21 protein-coding genes are annotated in these 19,500 nt (G+C 59.5%); 13 read left to right on the top strand and 8 right to left on the bottom strand.

The window, feature by feature from the left end:
- Positions 1 to 10 precede the first annotated feature (10 nt).
- From AC3ZVB_RS16825 to AC3ZVB_RS16815, 3 genes are all read right to left on the bottom strand, one after another.
- The gene (locus AC3ZVB_RS16825; protein WP_490147195.1) at positions 11 to 955 is read right to left on the bottom strand and encodes a FecR domain-containing protein; all 945 of its coding nucleotides are present in this window, start codon (positions 953 to 955) and stop codon (positions 11 to 13) included.
- Positions 952 to 1,473 (bottom strand): sigma-70 family RNA polymerase sigma factor, encoded by a 522-nt coding sequence (locus AC3ZVB_RS16820; protein WP_162441083.1) that lies wholly within the window; start codon positions 1,471 to 1,473, stop codon positions 952 to 954. Before AC3ZVB_RS16820 ends, AC3ZVB_RS16825 begins: the two co-directional genes overlap by 4 nt.
- 114 nt (positions 1,474 to 1,587) lie before the next feature.
- Positions 1,588 to 1,950, bottom strand: a complete 363-nt coding sequence (locus AC3ZVB_RS16815) for a DUF427 domain-containing protein (RefSeq protein WP_162441082.1) — start codon at positions 1,948 to 1,950, stop codon at positions 1,588 to 1,590.
- 351 nt (positions 1,951 to 2,301) lie between these two features.
- Here AC3ZVB_RS16815 and AC3ZVB_RS16810 point away from each other — a divergent pair, with 351 nt between their 5' ends.
- The 5 genes from AC3ZVB_RS16810 (at position 2,302) to AC3ZVB_RS16790 (ending at position 6,335) form a co-directional block, all read left to right on the top strand.
- A complete protein-coding gene (locus AC3ZVB_RS16810; protein ID WP_490147194.1) occupies positions 2,302 to 4,251 on the top strand; it encodes a DNA topoisomerase III in 1,950 nt (649 codons plus the stop codon).
- Positions 4,252 to 4,328: 77 nt separating this feature from the next.
- Positions 4,329 to 4,958 carry a glutathione S-transferase family protein gene (locus AC3ZVB_RS16805; protein WP_162441080.1) on the top strand — a complete coding sequence of 210 codons (630 nt, stop codon included), beginning with the start codon at positions 4,329 to 4,331 and terminating at the stop codon, positions 4,956 to 4,958.
- Positions 4,959 to 4,983: 25 nt separating this feature from the next.
- Entirely contained in the window at positions 4,984 to 5,487 is a 504-nt protein-coding gene (locus tag AC3ZVB_RS16800; protein ID WP_194693341.1) for a GNAT family N-acetyltransferase, read from the top strand.
- A 144-nt stretch (positions 5,488 to 5,631) separates the two neighbouring features.
- Complete coding sequence (locus AC3ZVB_RS16795) at positions 5,632 to 5,784, top strand: hypothetical protein (RefSeq protein ID WP_007946257.1); 153 nt, start codon at positions 5,632 to 5,634, stop codon at positions 5,782 to 5,784.
- A 221-nt stretch (positions 5,785 to 6,005) separates the two neighbouring features.
- On the top strand, positions 6,006 to 6,335 hold the full coding sequence (locus AC3ZVB_RS16790; RefSeq protein ID WP_162441078.1) for a hypothetical protein: 330 nt from the start codon (positions 6,006 to 6,008) through the stop codon (positions 6,333 to 6,335).
- A gap of 186 nt (positions 6,336 to 6,521) precedes the next feature.
- Here the strand turns inward: AC3ZVB_RS16790 and cynR are convergent, their stop codons facing one another.
- Positions 6,522 to 7,403, bottom strand: coding sequence for a transcriptional regulator CynR (cynR, locus tag AC3ZVB_RS16785; RefSeq protein WP_490147193.1), 882 nt, complete (start codon positions 7,401 to 7,403; stop codon positions 6,522 to 6,524).
- Positions 7,404 to 7,525: 122 nt separating this feature from the next.
- Here cynR and cynS point away from each other — a divergent pair, with 122 nt between their 5' ends.
- Together cynS and AC3ZVB_RS16775 are read left to right on the top strand one after the other, a co-directional pair.
- Complete coding sequence (cynS, locus tag AC3ZVB_RS16780) at positions 7,526 to 7,993, top strand: cyanase (RefSeq protein WP_490147192.1); 468 nt, start codon at positions 7,526 to 7,528, stop codon at positions 7,991 to 7,993.
- Positions 7,994 to 8,166: 173 nt separating this feature from the next.
- On the top strand, positions 8,167 to 8,826 hold the full coding sequence (locus AC3ZVB_RS16775) for a carbonic anhydrase (protein WP_162441075.1): 660 nt from the start codon (positions 8,167 to 8,169) through the stop codon (positions 8,824 to 8,826).
- Between the two features lie 33 nt (positions 8,827 to 8,859).
- Here AC3ZVB_RS16775 and AC3ZVB_RS16770 read toward each other — a convergent pair whose 3' ends face one another.
- Positions 8,860 to 10,362: an aldehyde dehydrogenase family protein gene (locus AC3ZVB_RS16770; protein ID WP_490147191.1), complete on the bottom strand. Its 1,503-nt coding sequence runs from the start codon at positions 10,360 to 10,362 to the stop codon at positions 8,860 to 8,862.
- Between the two features lie 297 nt (positions 10,363 to 10,659).
- Here AC3ZVB_RS16770 and AC3ZVB_RS16765 point away from each other — a divergent pair, with 297 nt between their 5' ends.
- From AC3ZVB_RS16765 to AC3ZVB_RS16755, 3 genes are read left to right on the top strand one after another with little or no spacing between them, the layout of a single operon-like run.
- On the top strand, positions 10,660 to 10,863 hold the full coding sequence (locus tag AC3ZVB_RS16765; RefSeq protein WP_162440303.1) for an HvfA family oxazolone/thioamide-modified RiPP metallophore: 204 nt from the start codon (positions 10,660 to 10,662) through the stop codon (positions 10,861 to 10,863).
- A gap of 57 nt (positions 10,864 to 10,920) precedes the next feature.
- Positions 10,921 to 11,436 carry an HvfX family Cu-binding RiPP maturation protein gene (locus tag AC3ZVB_RS16760; protein WP_490147190.1) on the top strand — a complete coding sequence of 172 codons (516 nt, stop codon included), beginning with the start codon at positions 10,921 to 10,923 and terminating at the stop codon, positions 11,434 to 11,436.
- A gap of 53 nt (positions 11,437 to 11,489) precedes the next feature.
- Complete coding sequence (locus tag AC3ZVB_RS16755; RefSeq protein ID WP_194693347.1) at positions 11,490 to 12,188, top strand: dienelactone hydrolase family protein; 699 nt, start codon at positions 11,490 to 11,492, stop codon at positions 12,186 to 12,188.
- Between the two features lie 198 nt (positions 12,189 to 12,386).
- Here the strand turns inward: AC3ZVB_RS16755 and AC3ZVB_RS16750 are convergent, their stop codons facing one another.
- The gene (locus AC3ZVB_RS16750) at positions 12,387 to 13,001 is read right to left on the bottom strand and encodes a cell wall hydrolase (protein WP_194693348.1); all 615 of its coding nucleotides are present in this window, start codon (positions 12,999 to 13,001) and stop codon (positions 12,387 to 12,389) included.
- 199 nt (positions 13,002 to 13,200) lie between these two features.
- Between AC3ZVB_RS16750 and AC3ZVB_RS16745 the strand changes: the two genes are divergently transcribed.
- From AC3ZVB_RS16745 to cahR, 3 genes are all read left to right on the top strand, one after another.
- A complete protein-coding gene (locus AC3ZVB_RS16745; protein WP_490147189.1) occupies positions 13,201 to 14,052 on the top strand; it encodes a CAP domain-containing protein in 852 nt (283 codons plus the stop codon).
- Between the two features lie 335 nt (positions 14,053 to 14,387).
- Entirely contained in the window at positions 14,388 to 15,266 is an 879-nt protein-coding gene (locus AC3ZVB_RS16740) for a serine hydrolase domain-containing protein (RefSeq protein WP_490147188.1), read from the top strand.
- Between the two features lie 103 nt (positions 15,267 to 15,369).
- Complete coding sequence (gene cahR / locus AC3ZVB_RS16735) at positions 15,370 to 16,377, top strand: transcriptional regulator CahA (RefSeq protein ID WP_194693351.1); 1,008 nt, start codon at positions 15,370 to 15,372, stop codon at positions 16,375 to 16,377.
- Positions 16,378 to 16,568: 191 nt separating this feature from the next.
- On the opposite strand, the gene AC3ZVB_RS16730 is transcribed toward cahR, so the two are convergent.
- Together AC3ZVB_RS16730 and creA are read right to left on the bottom strand one after the other, a co-directional pair.
- Positions 16,569 to 17,903 (bottom strand): MFS transporter, encoded by a 1,335-nt coding sequence (locus AC3ZVB_RS16730; protein ID WP_490147187.1) that lies wholly within the window; start codon positions 17,901 to 17,903, stop codon positions 16,569 to 16,571.
- A 238-nt stretch (positions 17,904 to 18,141) separates the two neighbouring features.
- Entirely contained in the window at positions 18,142 to 19,353 is a 1,212-nt protein-coding gene (gene creA / locus AC3ZVB_RS16725) for a creatinase (RefSeq protein ID WP_490147186.1), read from the bottom strand.
- Between the last annotated feature and the right edge of the window lie 147 nt (positions 19,354 to 19,500).

The following is a 19,500-nucleotide window of genomic DNA, read 5'->3' as shown; positions in this document are numbered from 1 at the left end:
AAGCTTGCTCTTACAGCGAGACCGTCACCCAATACCGGCTGTAGCGACTCACGTGCAGCGAAAAACCACTTTCCAGCGCCGCTAGCGCAAGGTCCGTGTTATCGATGGGGAACGCGCCGGACACTTTCAGATCGGCGATGCGCGGATCACAGCGCAACACCCCTGTGCGATAGCGGGAAAGGTCGGCCAGCAGCTCACCCAGAGGACGATCGATGGCGATAATGCTGCCCTGTTGCCAGGCACCCGTCGACGCATCGTTGTGCCCGACCGGCCCCAGCACGCGGGCATTGAAGTTCAGGCGTTGACCGGCCTCCAGGCGTACCTTTCTGTCTGTCCCATAGGCACTGACTTCAACCGCTTTTTCCAGCACCGCCACCTCGGCGCCCTGGGTTTGGGACTGAACAATAAAGCGCGTCCCTAACGCCAGGACGTCACCATGTGCCGTGAGCACCTTGAACGGTCGCTGCAAACGGTCAACGGCCGTCGAGACCAGAATTTCCCCCCGCAACAGTTCCAGCACCCGTTGCCGACCGTTGAAACGCAGGTTGACCGAGGTGTCGGTGTTCAGCAGCAACGAACTGCCATCCGCCAGCCGGAACTCACGACGCTCACCCACCGCAGTGCGTAAATCGGCAAACAGGTTTTGCGTCGATTCACTGCGCCAGCCCAGCCAACCGAGCGACCCGACAGACGCCAGCATCACCACGCTGCGCAGCACTTGCCGTCGGGATCGATCCGCGCCGCGCAAGGCCGGCGACGCAAGGGCCCCTGGCACGCTCGCCATCTGTTCGCCCACCGCCGTCATCCGTTGCCAGGCATGACGATGCGCGGGATCCGCATTCAGCCATGTGTTCCATGCCGCTCGATCCATGTCGGTGGCGATACCTGATTGAAGTCTTGCGTACCACCTGGCCGCCGCGCCAATCGCCGCCAATTCCGCTGCCGAAAGGCTCATGCCAGCTGCAACTGAATGTGCATCAGGCAACAATGCTCCATGGCTTTGGCCATGTGGTTATTCACCGTACGCACACTGATACCCAGACGTTCGGCGATCTGCGGGTAAGTGAGGCCGTCGAACTGGGAGAGGATGAACGTCTGCTTGACGTTCGCTCCCAGGCCTTGCAGCAGTCGATCGATTTCCATCAAGGCCTGGAGCAGGATCGCCTGATCTTCCAGCGAAGGGTGTTGCCACTCCGGCATCGCAGCCAGGGCTTCCAGATAAGACTGCTCCAGCGAACGTCGCCGAAACAGATCGATCAACAGGCCCTTGGCGATCATCGACAGATAAGGTCGCGGCTCGCGTATTTCCAGCGCATTACGCGCCTTGATCACCCGAACGAAGGTGTCCTGCGCAAGGTCGGCGGCATCGAACGAGTTGTTCAGGCGCTTGCGCAGCCAGCCACTGAGCCAGCCGTGGTGGTCGCAATACAGATCATTGACGGCGCTGCGCAGGGACAATTCGTTGGCGGACATGACGATGGAATAATTCGCGACTGATAATGACTCGCATTGTCATAGTTGTAACCGGTTGTTGGCAATAGCCATTATCAGTTGCTGATCCAAGCCCCTTTCGACCAGACATGCCTATCAGACTTCGGACTCCAGAAGCTCAAACTTCACTTGATCAGGGTAGAACGCCACATAACCTCTGATCTGCTCGACCGATACCTTGGGGTCTTCATAACTCCACACCGCATTGGCGCCTTCATGCCCCGGGATCTGCAGACTGAAATAGCTGGCGTCGCCCTTGTAAGGGCAATAACTGGTGTGGTCGGTGCGGGCGAAATACTGTTCGGCAATGTCCTCACGCGGGACGTAATACACCGGAGGATAGTTGGCCTCCAGCAGCACCAGCGCACGTGCGGACGCGGCCACCTGAATACCGTGGAACTTCACCAGCAGGCAGCCCGGTTGTTCTGCGATGGTAATGACGGCGGGGGGAGTAGGCATGGAATGCATTCCTCTTTGAAGGACTGGAATCACTGATGGCCGAGGCGTTGACCTGATTGAAGAGCTTGCCAGTGGCGACTGAGCTCGCTCCCCTCGGGTCGCCAGGCAACCCGAACGCCGAAACGGCCGATCCTTCAGGTATAACCCATCTTTTCCCCTCGCGATGGCTCCACAGCCGAACGGAAGCAAGTTCGCCTTTCTGCATCGACTGCAAGGGCGAACGGCAGCACATCGTCATGCTGTAATGCCCGGAAACCGGACACCTGTACATCCATACAGATAAAGGTTGCTCCATCGTTCGTCACCCGCCATTCTGTGCGCCTCTGACACACTTGTAGAACGATGGTGGTTATGCGGCTGTATCTCTGTGAAAAACCCTCCCAGGCCAAAGACATTGCGGCCGTGCTTGGCGCGAAACGTCGCGGCGACGGCTGCTGGCTGGGAACGGACGTCACTGTGACCTGGTGCATCGGCCATCTGCTGGAAACCGCGCCGCCGGATGCCTATGACGCTCGATACAAGCGCTGGGTGCTGGCCGACCTGCCGATCATTCCGGAAAAATGGAAGATGACCGTCAAGCCGCGCACAGCCAGCCAGTACAAGGCAGTCAAGCGATTGCTGGGCGAGGCCGATGAGCTTGTTATCGCCACGGACGCCGACCGCGAGGGCGAAATGATCGCCCGGGAACTGGTCGAGCATTGTCGATACCGCGGCCCGATTCGACGCCTTTGGTTGTCCGCCCTGGACGACGCGTCGATCCGCAAGGCCCTGGCAGCGCTCAAGCCGGGTGCCGAGACCTTCAGCCTGTACCATTCGGCACTGGGCCGCTCACGGGCTGACTGGCTGATCGGGATGAACATGAGTCGGCTGTTCACGCTACTGGGACGCCAGTCCGGTTATCAAGGCGTGTTGCCGGTGGGTCGGGTGCAAACCCCTACCCTGCGTCTGGTGGTGGATCGTGACCGCAGCATCGCCGATTTCGTCCCGGTCGCGTACTGGGCCATCGATGTGCACCTGCGGCACGACGGCACCGTATTTACGGCGCAATGGCGGGCGGCCTCCGAGGTTTGCGATGATCAGGATCGCTGCCTGAATCAGGCGCTGGCGCAGCAGGCGGCGAGCGCCATTGCCAGTGCAGCCAGTGCCCGTGTCATCAAACTGCGCACCGAGCGCATGCGCGAAGTGGCGCCATTGCCCTTCGACCTGGGCACCTTGCAGGAAGTCTGCTCGAAAAAACTCGGGCTTGGCGCGCAGGAAACCCTCGACATCGCCCAGGCGCTCTACGAAACCCACAAAGTCATTACCTACCCACGCAGCGATTGCGGCTACCTGCCGGTCAGCCAGCACCGTGAAGCGCCGTCCATTCTGGCGGCACTAAAACAAGCCGATCCGACCCTCAACGCCTTGAATGATTACCTTGAACCTCAGCGGCGCTCCCGGGCCTGGAACGATGCCAAGGTCAGCGCCCACCACGGCATCATTCCAACGGCGGCGGCAAAAAACCTCGACAGACTGGTGGGCAAGCAGCGAGCGGTGTACACGCTGATTCGCGCCCGTTACCTGGCGCAGTTCCTGCCCAACCATGAATACGACCGCACCCAGGCCGACTTCGATTGTGCCGGCGAGGCGTTGCGAGCCGTCGGCAAACAGATCGTCGAACCCGGCTGGAAACGCGCCTTGCCCGAGGCCCTGGCGCCGGCGAAAGGACGCGAGGCACCCGCACCGCAGACATTACCGGCGCTGGCTGAAGGGCGTGACTGCGCGATCGCCGACGTCAAGCTCAAGGACCTCTGGACACAACCGCCCAAACCTTTCACCGAAGGCGACCTGATCAAGGCGATGAAAAACGTCGCCAAACTGGTGGAAGACCCGCTGCTCAAGCAAAAACTCAAGGACACCACGGGCATTGGCACCGAGGCGACACGCGCGTCGATCATTCAGGGCCTGCTCGACCGTGGTTACCTGATCAAGAACGGCAAGTCGCTGGCGGCAACCCCGGCGGCGTTCAGCCTGATCGATGCGGTGCCACGCGCCATCGCCGACCCCGGTACCACGGCGATCTGGGAGCAGGCGCTGGATATGGTGCAAAGCGGCGAAATGAGCCTGGAAGAATTCGTCACCAAACAGGCGGCGTGGATGAGCAAGCAAGTCGCCCGGTGCGCTGGACTGAGCCTGACCATCAGCGGTCCTGCCAGCCCCGCCGGTCGCGCTGCAACACCGTGGAAGAACAAACGCAAACCCGCCAAGCGAAAAACCGCGACCGCCGCCAAGCGCACGACCAAACCGGCCAGCAAAGCGTAAGGGCACTTCGCGCTGACCGTGATGGTCTAGTGTTCTTCAAGCCCGGCGACAGCCCCACCCCTGAAAAGGCATCGAACATGATCATTGTCCATCACCTGAACAACTCTCGCTCCCAGCGCATTCTCTGGCTGCTGGAAGAACTGGCCATTCCCTACGAGCTGAAGCGCTACCAGCGCGACCCGAAAACCAACCTCGCACCGCCGGAGCTCAAGGCGGTGAACGCCCTGGGTAAATCCCCGGTGATCGAGGATGGCGCACAGAAGCTGATCGAGTCCGCAGCGATCATCGATTACCTGATTCGACGTCATGGCGAAGGCCGCTTGCAGCCTGATCCAGCCACCCCTGCCTATGATGAGTATGTGCAATGGCTGCACTTCGCCGAAGGCTCGGCGATGTTGCCATTGATGTTGAACCTGTACGTGGGTCGACTCGGCGAGGCCGGTGCGCCGTTACACCCACGGATCAATTCGGAAGTGGCCAACTACCTCGGCTACCTCGACACAGCGCTGAGCAAATCCGATTATCTGCTCGGCAACGAATTCAGCGCTGCAGATATCCAGATGAGTTTTATCGGCGAGATCGCCAGAGCCCAAGGCAAGCTGGGCCAGTACCCGCATGTTGCAGCCTGGGTCGAGCGCTTCCAGAAGCGCCCCGCGTATGCGGCCGCACTGAAAACAGGCGGCCAGTACGACTTCGCCCCGCACTGATACCGCCCGACAGGAGCCGCCCACTATGCCCTCGGTAGAACTGCACGCCGCCCGGCGCGACGAATTGGAAACCATTGAGAATCTGATGCAGTTCTACACCTACGACCTCAGCGAGTGGCTGCCGCTGAAGCTGGGTGGGCATGGCTTCTTCAACATCCAGCCGATGCCGGATTACTGGCGTAAACCGACCACCCAACCCTTTCTGATTACCGTCGATGGCGAGCTCGCCGGCTTCGTGACCCTGGATGACGACACTCATCTGGAGGGCGCGGTGCACAACATCGGTTATTTGTTCGTCGCTCGGCGCTTTCGCGGTCAAGGTGTCGCACAGTTTGTCGTCTCTGCCCTCTTGAGCCGTCACCCCGGTGAATGGCAAATTTTCCATCTTGATAAGAACCAGCCGGCACGGCTGTTTTGGGCCAAATTCATGCCGGTGCTCACCGGCGGTGATTTCACCCTGCATCAACGACTTATCGACGAATACTCCTGCACTTTTTACCGTTTTCAGGCTTTTTCTCCATCGCCCTGAATGACACGGCCCCGCCTTTTTTTTAATTCCAATCCGCTTTGTCCGACAATATGTAGTGACTGAAAATAATCACTACAAAACCGTTGACGCGTCCGATTTGCCCTTGCATGATGCAGACATCTCCCCGATCGGGAGTACGGCAACATGTTTGAGCAAGCTCGTCTGACCGCCGAGCTGTTTTTCCCGGATACACGCTGCCCACAAGGCAGATTGAAGAAGCTGACCTGGCCCGAACGTCCAGTACAAGGACGAGAAGCGCTGGCGATCAATCCTCATGAAGCTTGTGGCCGACCCTGAAAAGTCGGCAGCGGCCTCCAGGTTTTCGCTGCTTCTCTTCGTTGTGACGCTATTGCGTAGCAGTTATTCAACACGACTACATGCAACAGACGCGTGACCTCGCCACTGTCGGCGACTGAACGCTGACGTCCTGGTTTCGGTGCCAGGGATCAACTAACCGATGGGCTACCTGTATTAGCGAACCAACTTTGAAAGATCACCAAATGGTCAAGGGGCAAATTATGAATCTGAACAATCAACCAACTATCGAAGAACTGGCTCGTATGTTCGCGGCGCAAAAAGACAGCCAGGACAGCCATATTCTGTGGATCAGCAAATCGGGCCAGGTTCATATCGACTGCCTGTCGACACATGCCGATGAAGCAGAATTCGATAAGAATAATCAGAACCTGCTTGCCCGACTGAAGATGTACCGTCGCGGCCAGGGCTACGTCGGCAAGAAAGCCGCCGCTGATAAAGACTTCATTGGCAATGTTCTGCAAACGCTGAAACAGGCGTGGGCATCGATGCAGAACCAGAATGAAGTTCGGGTGATTGACCGGTTCTGCTAATACTGAATAAAACCAAAGGCCCCGTTCGTGTTTGCGAACGGGGCCTTTTGTATTTCTGCCACTTGGCCTCCTCCATCCAACTGTATGAGTGAGCCTGCTCGCGATAACGACTTATCATTCGATACAAATGCTGCCTGATGAATTGCCATCGCGAGCAGGCTCGCTCCTACAGGTGTTCTGTGGTGATCAAGTGTTTCTGGTTGCCAGAACAAGCTCCATAAAGGCCACCGACGCCGCACTGTGATAATTGTTTTCCCTGCGCAACAACGCCGCCCCACGTTTGGGCGGCTCCCCCTGCAACGGGATCTTGCGCAACGCGCGCTCCTCACTCGCAATCGATTCTGGAAGGACGGTCGCCATGGTCGTGTGCCGAATGACCTCCAGCAACGTGCTCACCGAATTGACCTCGATGCCCACCTTCGGCGTAATCCTTTCCTGGGCGAAGTACTCGTCAATTCGCGTGCGTGTCACGAAGTCTGTGGCCAACAGTGCGAAGTTCATCTGCGCGACTTCTTCGCAAGACAACGCCTCCTCACGCTCGAACAGCGGATGATCCTGCCCAACCATCACTCCCAGCGTCTCGGTAAATGCCAGGATAGATTCGATGTCTGTATTCCTGACCTGGTCAAAAGCGATGGCGATGTCCAGGGAGTCATCCATCAGCCCGGCCTCGATATCGTCCATCGACAACTCGAAAATCTGCAGCTTGATATTCGGGAAGCGCACCGTGTAATCGCGTACCAACGGCCCCACCAGATACGCCATAAAGGTCGGGGTCATGGCCAGTCGCAAGTTGCCGCGCGTCAGGTCCTTCACGTCATGCAGCGCACGTTTCCCCGCCTCCAGTTCCAGCAGCACACGGCGTGCCGACTCGATATAGGCCTCACCCGCATCGGTGGGTTTGACCACCCGCGAAGTGCGGTCGAACAGGCTCACGCCCAGGGTTTCTTCCAGTTGCCGGATTTGCTGGGACAACGTCGGTTGAGAAACGTGTAGCGCTTCGGCGGCACGGGTAAAGCCGCCATGGTCGGCGACCGCGAGCAGATAGCGCAGATGTCGGAGCAGCATAGGAACTCACCTTCTATAGGCTGTGCTTATGCTTGGCATTGTATATGGGTCTTGGACGCTATGGATCGATCGGCAGAAGATGGCTTCACACCCAAGCAGTCATCTACGACAGGAGCACTACCATGCAACAGTCCTACGCCTACAACGATCCAAGCCTGGCCCTCACCACGAAAATCCTCGATGCCAAGGCGCAGAAAAACCTGTCCTGGCAGGATCTCACCGACGGCACCGGCCTCGGCCTGGCCTACGTCACCGCCGCCCTCCTCGGTCAGCATCCGCTGCCGGAATCTGCGGCCAAGGTCATCGGCGACAAGCTCGAACTGGACGCCGACGCCGTGGCCCGCCTGCAGATCATCCCGCTGCGCGGCAGCCTCTGCGGTGTCCCGACAGATCCGACCATTTACCGCTTTTACGAAATGATCCAGATCTACGGCACCACGTTGAAGGCGCTGGTTCACGAACAGTTCGGCGACGGCATCATCAGCGCGATCAACTTCAAACTCGACATCAAAAAAGTCGAAGACCCGGAAGGCGGTTCCCGCGCCGTGATTACGCTGGACGGCAAATTCCTGCCATTGCGTCCTTTCTAAACGAACCGCGCACGTAATACCGCGAAACCTGTAGCCGCTGCCGAGCCCGCGAGGCTGCGTTCGAGGACGAAGTCCTCGCCCGCCAAACCCCACGACTCCTGCGAAGTCGAACACAGCCTCGCACCCTCGGCAGCGGCTACAGGTATCTGGTCAATTCATTAGAGGAAGCAACCATGAAAGCGCTGATTGAAGGTTTCTTGAAGTTCCAGAACGACGCGTTTCCGCAACGTACTGATTTGTTCAAACACCTGGCGACCACCCAGCACCCCGGCACCTTGTTCATTACCTGTTCCGACAGCCGTGTAGTACCGGAACTGTTGACTCAGCAAGAGCCGGGTGAACTGTTCGTGATCCGTAACGCAGGCAACATCGTCCCCTCCTACAGCCCACACCCGGGCGGTGTTTCGGCCACCGTGGAGTATGCGGTCGCGGTACTGGGCGTGACGGACATCGTGATCTGCGGCCATTCGGACTGTGGCGCCATGACGGCGGTTGCCCACTGCAAATGCATGGACCACCTGCCTGCCGTCAGCGGCTGGCTGCAACACGCCGAGTCGGCAAAAGTCATCAATGAATCCCGCGTGCACGCCAATGACGCCGCGAAGGTGAGCTCGATGGTTCGCGAGAATGTGATCGCCCAACTGGCCAATATCCAGACCCACCCAAGCGTGCGCCTGGCCCAGGAAAAAGGCCTGTTGAACCTGCATGGCTGGGTCTACGACATCGAGACCGGCTCGATCGATGCCCTGGATGCCGACAGCCGCGGCTTTGTGTCACTGGTGGACCACCCAACGGCCTGCGCGGTCTACGGCAAAGCGGTCGCCGCCGCCTGATCAGACGACAGCGACCGCCATTGCAGCGGTTGCTTAGCGTTTGACGCTTAGATCGGTTTGCGTCATGCGACTGCGGATGGTGAACACACCATCTCCCGAAAGAATCGCACTGCGGGCAAACAGACGGCCACTTTCCCAGTTCGAAAGCCCCAACTCCGGCTTGTTCAAGGCGTATTGGCCGTCGACCCAACGGGTTATCCCGTTGCCCACGAACGGCGCATTGACCGCGTTATAGAAGCGCGCTTGAGCGTCGGCCTCTTCGCTGATCAGCGAGACCGTGAATTGTGGGCTGTAGTGATTGAACAAGGCGATGGACTGGTCCAGGTCATCAACGATTTTCAGGCTGACTTCCGGCGTCTCCTCCCATTCCCACTCGCGCCCCAATTGCGCTTCGGGCAAAGGCTCGGCCAGTGCTTCGGTGCGATAGCCTTCGGCGCGGTACACCTCGACGCTCGCGGTTTGCCAGTCCGCCGGCAAGCACGGCTCGCTGCCTTCGACGATGTGCAACTTGCAGCCCTGCCCCCGAGCAGCGCCCGCCTGTTGCAATGCATCGAGAAACAGCGGCACCAGTTCTGCCGCACGGTCGCGGTGTATCAGGCAAACGTTGAGGGTGTTGCAGACTTTACGGTCGAGGGAATTGCGCACCACGCTGGCAAAGCGCCGGGCATCGGCGTCCTTGTCCGCGATGAGCCAGGCGCCGCCGGTGCCGTGCAGGCTGACCGCGGTGCCGGACTGCTGGGCGATACTGCCGAGCTGACTGACCGCTCGACCCGAACCGCGGGCCACCGCCAGCGACAGGCGTCGGTCGGCGAACATGGCCCAGCCCGCCGCGTGATTGACGCTTTCCACCAGCGACACGGCGCCGGCGGGCAATCCCGCATCGGCCAGTGCGGGGTTCAGTGCATGGGTGACGATGGCTTGAGCGGTGCCCAATGCATCGCTGCCAATGCGCAGCACGGCGGTGTTACCGGTACGCAGTACGCCAGCGGCGTCGGCAAAGACATTCGGCCGGCCTTCGAACACAAACGCGACGATGCCCAGCGGCGAGACCACTTGCTCGACTTTCCAGCCGTCATGCTCGACACAGCTGATCACTTTGCCGCGAGTCGCCGACGCATCGCGCCAGGCCCTGAGGCCGGCGATCATGTCCCGGCGCATGGGTTCATTGGCCAGCAACCGCGTAGTAGAACGTCCGCGCGACCTGGCTCGTTCGATATCGGCCAGGTTAGCGGCCTCGATCAACGCCCAGGTTTCCTGGCTTTCCAGACGCTGGGCGAAACGGTCGAAAAACTCGCTGATCGCCTGATCCGACACGTTGGACATAGCCTTGAACGCCGCCTCAGCACGCTCGATCGCCACCGCTGCCGCTTGCTGGTCGGACACGGGAATCAGCAACAGTTCGCCGCTGACCTGTTCCACCAGCAGATGGTCACCAGGCTGGAATCGCGCGGCCAGTTCGGGGCTGACGACAGAGACACGGTTACCAGCGAAAGGGATCGGCGTGCCAGCGACTAGACGTTCGAGCGCAAGAGACATGAAGCGGATTCACCATGCAATGGGCGGGCGGAAAAGGTACCGGAAAACCGTTGGGGCGTCATCATCAGCCACGCCCTCTCTCCCTGTCCCCCTCGCCCTGTAGCAGCTGCCGAGATCGTGGGGGCAGTAACAGTTCGCGATTCGTATCACTCTGTATACGCACCGCGCCTCGACACACTATGGCGCTAATACCCGGTCCCCACGACACATCACCGATACACCCGCCTGTTGAAATTTGCCTGTCGATTGGCCAAGCCGATCAAAACGCATCACTCAACTCAGCAACGGAGTATCACCATGTTCAAACTCTCGACGTCCTCCCTGACCCTCGGCCTGCTCTTCGCGGGTGGCCTGGCCCTGTCCAGCGCCGCTTCGGCCTCCGAATCCGAAGCGTTCAGCATGAAGCAGCTGGCCCACGGCTACAGCCAGGCCCAGGCCGATACGGCGGAAAAACCCGCTGAAGGCAAATGCGGCGAAGGCAAGTGCGGCGCCGGCGAGTAACCCATTGCGGGGGGCACGCCGTTGCCCCACCTCCCTGACTGAACGGAAACAATGCCCATGAGCACCTCAATTTCTTCGGCCGTCAAAGGCCTGCACCTGAACCTCGACCGTGCCGGAAGCTGGATCGCGCCGCTGACCTTGCGGGTGTTCCTCGCCTGGGAGTTCTTCGAGTCCGGGCTGGAAAAATGGAATGGCCAGAACTGGTTCGCCGACATCCAGGACCGCTTTCCGTTTCCGTTCAACCATGTGCCAGCGACCTTCAACTGGGAGCTGTCGATGTGGGCCGAACTGATCTGCGCCCTCGCCCTCCTGGTGGGCCTGGGGACGCGGGTTTCAGCCGTCATTCTGATCGTGGTCACCATCGTCGCGACCGCTGCCGTTCACTGGCCGGCCGATTGGTCTACATTAAGTGAGCTTGCACAGGGTTATGCCATCAGCAACAAGGGCCACGGCAACTTCAAGCTGCCGCTGATCTACCTCGTTGCCCTCATGCCGTTGTTGTTCTCGGGCGCTGGCAAACTCAGCCTCGATGCACTGCTGTCGCGAATTTTCTGGCGTCGCAACAATCATTGAAATGTTAACGTGGCAGCCTTCACCCCACCTTACTCGAGTAGACAGGAGCCACCATGAGCGTGACCACCCAATGGATCGAAATCGACAGCGCCGACGGTAAATTCGGCGCGTACCTGGCCATTCCCCACACTCAGAAAGGCCCGGGGATCGTGCTGATCCAGGAAATCTTCGGCGTCAACGAACACATTCGCTCCGTCGCCGAGCAGTACGCTGCCGATGGCTACCTGGTCATCGCGCCGGACCTGTTCTGGCGCAGCGGCCCGCGCATCGAGCTGAATTACGACGAAGCCGGCTGGAAACGTGCCGTCGAGTTGATGAACGCCACGGACGTCGGCAAAGCCCAGGACGACATCAAGCTGACCATTGAAGCGCTCAAGTCCCAGCCTGGCCTGGACGGTGGTGTTGCCTCCATCGGTTACTGCTTCGGCGGCCTGCTCTCTTACCACACCGCCGCCAACGGCCTGGTCGACGTGGCGATCGCTTATTACGGCGGTGGCATTCAGAACCAGCTGGACCGTGCCGATGAAATCACCGTCCCGTTCCTGATGCACTTCGGTGAAGAGGACAGCCACATTCCATTGGACGCCGTGGAACAAATCGCCGAGCGTTTCGAAAACAACGATTACGTCGAAATCGTCGTGTACCCACAGGCTGAACATGGCTTCAACTGCTCCCATCGCGACAGCTACAACCAGCGCGCAGCGGCTGAGTCCCATGGCAACACCCTGATCTTCCTGGGTCAGGAACTGTAAAACCGGCGCCCACTGAAAAGGCCCCTTCATCGATTGATGTTGGGGCCTTTTTTTCAGCAGTGTCTGGCGAAAATCCATTGTGGGAGCAAGCCTGCTCGCGATGGCGGTCATGCATTCACTATTGATTTCGCCTGACACGGCCCCATCGAGCAAGCCCGGTTCCTACCGGGCCGTGACTAACCTGCCTGAGGTTCGTGCTTATTTCGCATCGCCCCCACGCGGCTTGTAAAACCGGAACCGGCCGATATCCGCCGTCTTGATGTACTTGCCCGCCCAATCCGGCCTCACGGTCTTGTCGTGAAAATACATCGCGCCCAACGTACGATCATTGAGGGTCTTGTTCAGTGCCTTGCGCGCGATTTCCTTGGCGACGGCATATTCCGCGTCCTCCTTGACCTGATCCGAGCGCCCGTCACACCACCAGGAGAACTGGCAGTTTTTGATTTCCGAACCTTGCTTCACCACTGCGCACACCGTGTCCGGAAAACCTTCATGACCCAGGCGATTCATCACCACACTGGCAACCGCTTCCATTTCATTGGTTTTCCGCCCTTTGGCCTCCCAATAGATGGAGCGTGCAAGGCAGGTGATGGCATCATCCAGTGGCGCCTTACCGGCAGGATCGACGGCCTGAACTTCGGAGGTGGTGATGGCCTCGGCTTTGGGTACCGGGACATCGGCGCTCTTCTCTGCGGCTTTTTGTTCCAGTACCTCGGCCTTGTCCTCGGCCTTTTTCTGTTCCTGGTCAGTGGCCGACACGTGGCTGCTGAAAAGGGATATTGCCAGGCAGGTTGCTATCCACATCAATCGCATGATCGACCCTTCTGAGGGAACGGATTCGGGCAACGCATTTGCGACGCTATCACCCGATTCAAGGGTGACCTGGCTTGATTGTAGTAGCCAGAATCCATTTCAACAGGCACGCAACAAACTGTATTTCGGCGCAAAAAGACATTGCGCTTGCGGGGGTGAAATCGCGCATCATGGGCGCAGTCAGTTCAAGGGGATTTCCATGCGTTTCATACCATCTGCCATGCGTCTTGCCGCGTTGTCGTTGAGCCTGTCGTTCGCCACCCAGGCACTGGCCGCGGAAGAAAAACAACTCATCGACTCGATCAACGCCTACCGCAGCCAGCCCCAACGCTGCGCCGATCAGGTAGCACCGGAGCTACCCCCACTGGCGGGTGATCCGCGACTGGCGCTGTCCGATGCCAGCGCCCGCAACCTGCAACAGGCCATGGCCACCGCGGGTTATCCAATGGTCAACGTGCAAGTCATCACCCTGTCCGGGCCACGCGATGCGCCGTCGGCCATGAAAGCCATTCAGGAAAGCTTCTGCCACGTAGTGCTCGACCCGCAGTTCGTTGACATCGGTGTCCGCCACGAAGACCGGGACTGGCGCATCGTGCTGGCACGACCGCTGCTGACCGGCCGTTTGGGTGACTGGCAGGCGGAAGGACAAAAACTGCTGACCCAGCTCAACAACGCCCGCAGCCAACCCCGCCAGTGCGGCTCGCAATCCTTTGCTGCCACCACGCCGCTGGCCTGGAATGCATCGTTGGCAACCGCCGCCGAGGCGCACTCGCGTTCCATGGCCAACAACAACTTCTTCGATCACAAGGATCGCGACGGCCGCACCCCCGGTGACCGGGCAGAACTGTCGGGCTATAACGCTCAGCAGATCGGCGAAAACATCGCTGCCGGGCAAGACACCGCTGGAAAGGTCGTCGATGGCTGGATCTCCAATCCCGGCCACTGCGCCAACCTGATGAACCCGCAGTACAAGGAACTGGGTGCGGCGTACGCGGTGGACCCGAAAAGCGATGCCGGCATCTACTGGACAGCGATGTTCGGCACGCAGTGAGGACCGGCAGCTATCAATTTCCATGATCTTTCAAATCATGCAGCCGAGTTTTTTATTTCTTCCAGAGATGGTCAAAATGGCCGCACTTTTAAAATCTATGGAAGACATCTTCATGAATCTCAATTTTGCGTTCGCGTGCATGATCGTTGTGTCGTTTGCGATTGCACTGGGGCACGCCTGATCAACCTGAAGTCCACGGCGATGGCTTTAGCGCCTTGCAAGCGCGGGGATCGTCGTGGTGCTGAAGGATCCAGTCGCTTTCTCGTTCAATCATTTCGTCGCACGCCTGGCATTCTGGCAAACTCTCCCCGCGCCCCCACTTAGAGCAGTCAGCGATGCTTTTCTCCCTTGTCTCGAACGGTTCTCCACTCACGCCTGATCGACCGGATGCCACGGTGGCGTGGTGGAGCTTCACCAAGACCGTGCTCGCGGCGGCGGCACTGTCACTTGTCCGCGACGGCCTGATCGCACTGGATGACGAATTGCCCGAAGGCCCCTTCACCCTGCGCCAGCTGTTGCGCCACGAGGCCGGGCTGGCGGATTACAGTGAACTTGCCGACTACCATGCCGCCGTTGCCCGCCATGAAACACCGTGGCCGGCCGAGGAAATGCTGCAACGACTCGAGGCAACCCGCCTGCGCTATGCACCGGGAAGTGGCTGGCGCTACTCGAATGTGGGCTATTGGTATGTGGCTCGACTCATCGAGCGCGTCACCGAGCTCGAACTCGGTGAAGCGCTTTCGCAACGCGTGTTCGCCCCTTTGGGTTTATCGCGCATTCGCCTCGCCTGTACCGAAACCGACCTGCACGGCGTGAACATGGGCACGGCCACCCACTACAACCCGGGTTGGGTCTATCACGGCCTGCTCGTCGGACCGCTGGTGGAAGCGGCGCTGTGCCTTGACCGACTGCTCACCGGCGAGCTCTTGGCGCACGCCTTGCTCGCTCAAATGCAAACAACCCGAACGCTCGGCGGACCGATCCCCGGACGTCCCTGGGTTGCGCCCGGCTACGGGCTCGGCCTGATGCACGGCCCGGTCGACGGCGGACGGATTCTGAGCGGCCACACCGGTGGCGGTCCTGGCAGTGTGGTGGCGATCTACAACAGTGTGTGCGGTCAGGAGTGCACCACCTGCGCCGTCTTTTCCGACGGCGCCGACGAAGGGGCCGTGGAGGCCGAAGCCGTGCGTCTGTTGAGCGAGCACTGGGTGTAAGATTCAATGACCCGACCGCAGGGTCACCCTCATAAAAAAGAGATGACGCTGCGCCCGCCCAGTGCTTGCGCAGAACGCGTCACAGGTAAAGCGGAGCGTATTGATGAAGGCGAAAATCCACCCTGCAGAACGTGTGGCCAATGAACAACGGCCCGTGAAAACCGTGGGCTTTCTCGTCATACCCAACTTCACCACCATCGGCTTTGCCTCCTCGGTGGAAACCTTGCGCATGGCCAACATGGCGGCGCGCCAGCCGATGTTTCGCACAGTAGTCATCGGCGCCACGCTGGACCCGGTCACGGCCAGCAACGGCATGCGCATCCTCCCGGATTACTCGATTGAAGATGCGCCCAAACTCGACATTCTGTTCGTGGTCGGCTCGAACCCGATCGTGTCCAACCACAGCAGTCGGCCGCTGCTCAACTGGCTGCGCAAACTCGCCCATCAACAGGTCACGCTGGGGGGCATCTGCACCGGCAGTCATCTGCTGGCCCGCGCCGACCTGCTCAAGGGCTATCGCTGCACCATTCACTGGGAAGACATCGAGGCCCTGAAAGAGCGTTTCCCCGGCATCATCATCTCCAATCAGCTGTTCGAGCTCGATCGCGACCGTTTCACCTGTTCCGGCGGTGTGGCGTCCATGGACATGACCTTGCAGCTGATTGCCCGTGAACCGGGTGGACGAGACATCGCCGCCCATGCTGCCGAGTTACTGCTGTGTGATCGGGTGCGCGGGGCACAGGAACAACAGCGCGTGCCGTTGCGACAGAAACTCGGTACCTCCCAGCCCAAGCTCAGCCAGATGGTGGCGATCATGGAGGCCAATCTTGAAGAGCCGGTGAGTCTCGAAGAACTGGCACGCTTGAACGAGGTGTCGGTGCGTCAACTGGAGCGGCTGTTTCACAAACACCTGCAACGCACACCGAGCCAGTACTACCTGGAACTGCGCCTGTCGCGGGCACGACAGCTGTTGCTGCGAAGCGAATCGCAGGTCCGCGACATCGCCCTCGCCTGCGGCTTTGTTTCGCCGGCGCATTTTTCCAAATGCTATAGCCGGTTTTTTGGTGTATCGCCGATTGGTGAGCGTCGGCAGGTGGCGGCGGTGCATTGATGGGTTGGCAATTGGATTGAAATGGGGGGGTGTTGTTGAGGACGCCATCGCGGGCAAGCCTTGCTCCTGTAGGAGCTGCCGCAGGCTGCGATCTTTTGATCTGTCTCTGCAATTTGGAGATCAAAAGATCGCAGCCTGCGGCAGCTCCTACTGGGGCTATCAAAGTCTCTACAAACACAGATTCACTTTGATCAATCCTGCAACGCCTTATGCGCCGTCTCCCGGGCCGCCAGCATCGCAACCAACGCCACCGCTGCCGCGGCCAACAAATACCACGCCGGTGCCATCTTGTTCCCGGTCATTTGAATCAACCACGTCGCAATAAACGGGGCCGTCCCGCCAAACACCGCATTCGCAATGTTGAAGCTGAAAGCAAACCCGCTGAAACGCACGCGCGTGGGGAAGATCTCGGCGAGGAAGCATGGCAAGGTGCCGTCGTTCATGGCCAGGATCGCGCCGAAGGCAATCTGGATCATCAGAATCACCAGCAGCGGCTGATGTTCGAGCATGCCGAACAGCGGGAACGTCAGCACCAGAAACAACACCGACGCCGTCAGCAGCATGGTTTTGCGCCCGAAGCGGTCCGACAGTTTGCCCATCAGGAAAATCAGCCCGATGTAGGTCGCCAGCGACACCGTCGATGCCAGAAACGAGTCGCTCTCGCTCATGCCCATCTCGGTCGACAAATAGGTCGGCATGTAGCTGAGCAACAGATAGAAAGCCACGGCGTTCAGGCACGTCACGCCAATCCCGATCATCACGCTGCGCCGATGCACCGTCAGCAACTCGCGAACCGGGGAGTGGGTCGCGCATTCCTTGGCTTCGAGGCGTTTTTCCATCTCGAGGAATTTAGGCGTGTCCTGCAAGCTCATGCGGATGTAACGCCCCACCAGACCGAACGGCGCGGCCAACAGAAACGGCAAACGCCATCCCCAACTGTGCAGATCCTCCACAGTCAGCCATGCATGCAAACCGGCCACGAACACCGCACCAAACAGCAAACCGGCGGCGGTGCTTGCCGGAACAATACTGGTGTACAGCCCACGCTTGCCTTCAGGGGCGTATTCGGCCAGAAACGCCGAAGCCCCGGCGTACTCGCCCGAGGCGGAGAAGCCCTGGAACAGGCGAATCAGCAACAACAACGCCGGCGCCCAGAGACCGATATGGTTGTACGTCGGCAGGATGCCAATGCAAAAAGTCGATACCGACATGATCAGGATCGACCAGGACAGCGCACTGCGTCGCCCGTACTTGTCGCCAAAATGCCCCCAGACGAGGCCGCCCAATGGCCGAACGATGAACGAAATCGCAAACACCGCAAACGTCGCCAGCAACGCACTGGCCTTGTCGGTTTGTGGAAAGAAGGTTAGTGCGATGACGGTGGCCAGATAGCCGTAGGCTGCATAGTCGAACCATTCGACGAAGTTGCCCATGAAACTGGCACTGGCCGCGCGCCGCAAGGCCTTGCGCTCGGACGTCTGCTCACGGGCCTGTTCCAGGGTTGGGTTAAGGCTTGCGGTGCTCATTGCGCACCTCCGGGGGTGGAGGTGCGGTAATCGGGTTGGACCGTCGAGACGTGGGACATGACAAATACCCTCTATTGTTTTACTTGGCAGGGTTAAGGGTCAGTAAGTGCTGCGCGCTCTTCGACGCGCATGCGTTGTTTTTTTGAAGCCCGAATCAAAAATCCGTGGTGAATCAGCCGCTCTATACGGATCAGTAACGCTGCGATGAACACCAACCCTGTGGCGAGGGAGCGATGTTTTACTTGCGAATGATGTTGTGCTCTGGCCCGTACGGGAACCTGGTGATGTTTTCCCCGCCCTGCTCGTTGACGATCAGGATGTCGTGCTCACGATACCCGCCTGCACCCGGCAGACCTTCCGGCAGCATGATCATCGGTTCGATGGACACCACCATCCCCGGCTCAAGCACCGTGTCGATGTCTTCACGCAACTCCAGCCCGGCTTCGCGGCCGTAGTAATGGCTCAGCGTGCCGAACGAGTGCCCGTAACCGAAGGTGCGGTATTGCAGCAGGTCGTGCTCGAGGAAAATTTCGTTCAGTTGCAACGCGATATCGCAGCAGCGCATGCCTGGCTTGATCAGTTTCAGGCCGGCCTCATGCACCTTGACGTTGACCTCCCACAACCGCAGGTGCTCGTCGGAGCAGTGGTCCAGGAACAACGTACGTTCCAGTGCGGTGTAGTAACCGGCGATCATCGGGAAGCAATTGAGGCTGAGAATGTCGCCCTTGTTGACCTTGCGCGAGGTGACCGGGTTATGCGCGCCGTCGGTGTTGATGCCGGACTGGAACCAGGTCCAGGTGTCCATCAATTCCGAGTCCGGGAAGGTGCGGGCAATCTCGCGCACCATCGCCTGGGTGGCGTGCAGTGCCACTTCATATTCCGGAACCTGGTCGCGCAGTGCTTCGACGATGGCCGCGCCACCGATGTCCGCGACGCGAGCACCGTGACGGATGATCGCGTGTTCTTCAGCGGACTTGATCATGCGCATGCGCATGCACGGCGCGGCGATGTCCACCAGCTCGGCCTGCGGGTAGCGACTGGCGAGCTTGTCGCGGTTGAGCAGGTTCAGGTGATCGAACTCGATCCCGATGCGACCGGCCTTGGGCAGCGCTTGCTGAATAGCGACGAAGTAGTTGTCGCGCTGCCAGTCGGTGTAAACGATGTTCTCGGTGCCGACGGTCCGGCGCCATGGCTGGCCACCGTCGATGTTGGCGCTGATGGTCACCGCGCTGTCCTGGGTCACCACCAGCGCGTATTGACGGCCAAACGAGCAGTACAGGAAATCGCTGTAATAGTTGATGTTGTGGTACGAAGTGAAGACCGCCGCGTCAATATTATTTTGCGCCAGGTAAGCTCGCAGTTTGGTCTGACGGTTGGCGTATTCCTGAGCCGAGAACGTCGGGCTCACTTTTTCGCCGTTCTTGATCTGGATGGTTTTCGGCATTTGCATGTCATAGATCCTTGTCAGTGATTGAGCGACAGAGGGCGCCACTCTGGTGGGCCGCTGGAGATCATTCGAACAGATGCAAGGACTGGTTTTTTGCGCGAATCCGACCTGTAGTTGGTCAGATCCGCTGTAGTCGTGCGCACATGTTCA

It is taken from the genome of Pseudomonas sp. MDV22-iso1, assembly GCF_058145095.1.
The sequence above is the reverse complement of the archived record's forward strand: the minus strand, read 5'-3'. Positions and strand labels throughout refer to the sequence as shown.